Genomic DNA, 1,585 nt, shown 5'->3' with positions numbered 1-1,585 from the left:
CGGGCCGGGCTCGGCGCCGGTGATGAGACAACGCGCTATCGCGCCGCCTGCGCCGCCGCCCGCGCCACCTCCGACCCGCCGCGCGCGGTGGCCAAGCAGAGCTTCCACCTGTTCCCCAAGATCGCCGAGGCGGATGCGCTTCTGCGCAAGCGCGCGGAACTGAGGAACCGCCTCATCGAGTGCCACCCGGAAGTGGCCTTCTGGGCCATGAACGGCGGCGCGGAAGTGGAGCGCGCCAAGAAGGTGAAGGGCCGCCCCTGTCCGGACGGCCTGCGCCTGCGCATCGCGCTCCTCGCCGCCGCAGGCCTTCCCACCGAAGAGCTGACGTCGAAGGCCGCGAAGGACCTCGACGCCGGTCTCGACGACCTGGTGGATGCCTGCGCCTGTCTGTGGACCGCGAGGCGCGCCTTGGCCGGCACGGTCCGGCGCTTTCCCGATCCGCCCGAAGCGGACGCCTTCGGCCTGCCGGTCGCCATCCACGCCTGAGGCGAAAGGGTTCGGCGCGGCGCCCCGCTCAGAGCTGAGCGAAGGCGCGCGGCGCGGGGCTCGCCACCTGCACCGCGCCGCCCTTGATCTCCATGATCGCGAGGCCGCGCTCGATGGTGCCGTCGGCGCGGAAGCGGAACGTGCCCTCGACGCCCGAGAAGCCCGAGGGGCTGGAGAGCGCCGCCACGCTCACCCCGTCCGGCCCGGTGGCGCGCACCATGGCGGTGACGAGCGAGACCGCGTCATAGGAGAGCGTCGCGGTGCGCACCGGCTCGGCGCCGAAGCGGGCGCGGAAGCGGTCGGAGAAGGCGCGCCAGCCGGAGAGGTCGGGCGCGGCGAACTGCGCGCCCTCGAACAGCGGGTCGGCGAACAGGCGCTGGTCGTCCCACAGGCCGGTGCCAGCGAGCCGCAGGCGCTTCAGGTCGACCCCGTTGGCGGACAGCATCTGCACCATCTGCAGCGCCTGGTCCGGCGTGTCGGGGATGAACAGGACGTCGGCCTGGGCGAGCGCGGGCGCGACACGGCGCGCCACCTCGCCCATCTTTGGCGCGGTCCGGTGCCGAAGTCGCTCCATCACCGCCACCCGCCCGCCGGCGCGGCCACCGTCTGCTGGAGCGCGCCTTCCACCACCGTGCCGTAGGCGCTCTCCGGCAGCAGCGCCGCCACCGAGCGCCGGCCCTCGGCGGCCTCGAAGCGGATGATGCGCTCCACGTCGCCCGAGGGCAGGAAGCTCAAGAGGAAGACGCCGTTTCCGGCGACGTTCGCATCGGTGGAGAAGGCGATCATGGGAATGCCGAGCGGCCGCGTCACCTGCGCCGCCGCCGCCACCGAATGGGCGAACAGAGGTCCGATCACCACCTTCGCGCCCTCCGCCACCGCCGCTTCGGCGGCCATGCGCGCGCCCTGGGCGGTGCCGAGGTCGTCCTTCACGAGCAGGCGGATGTCGGTGCCGCCCGCCTCGGCCACGGCAAGCTCCGCGGAATTCTTCATGGACTGGGCGACGATGCCCGCATTGCCCTGCGCGCCCAGCGGCAGCAGCAGTGCGACCACCGTGCCGCCGGCGCCGAGCTGCTGCGTGGTGGGCGGCGCGCCGGCGCAC

At 73.8% G+C, this 1,585-nt stretch carries 3 protein-coding genes; 1 reads left to right on the top strand and 2 read right to left on the bottom strand.

Translation table 11 applies throughout. From position 1 onward, the window contains the following. The coding region (locus AC2W7M_RS25185; RefSeq protein ID WP_486135809.1) for a DUF429 domain-containing protein at nucleotides 1-486 on the top strand (486 nt) is incomplete at its 5' end. A gap of 28 nt (nucleotides 487-514) precedes the next feature. On the opposite strand, the gene AC2W7M_RS25180 is transcribed toward AC2W7M_RS25185, so the two are convergent. After that, nucleotides 515-1,027: an ABC transporter substrate-binding protein gene (locus tag AC2W7M_RS25180; RefSeq protein WP_486135807.1), complete on the bottom strand. Its 513-nt coding sequence runs from the start codon at nucleotides 1,025-1,027 to the stop codon at nucleotides 515-517. A gap of 32 nt (nucleotides 1,028-1,059) precedes the next feature. Further along, on the bottom strand, nucleotides 1,060-1,585 hold a 526-nt coding region (locus AC2W7M_RS25175), incomplete at its 5' end, for a penicillin-binding protein activator (RefSeq protein WP_486135805.1).

This window comes from Xanthobacter sp. BG11Y11_SDJG (assembly GCF_057364445.1).
The sequence above is the reverse complement of the archived record's forward strand: the minus strand, read 5'-3'. Positions and strand labels throughout refer to the sequence as shown.

Bases quoted from the DNA above. Each gene is read 5' to 3' on its own strand.
- AC2W7M_RS25180 (WP_486135807.1), bottom strand. From the start codon at position 1,027: ATGGGCGAGGTGGCGCGCCGTGTCGCGCCCGCGCTCGCCCAGGCCGAC.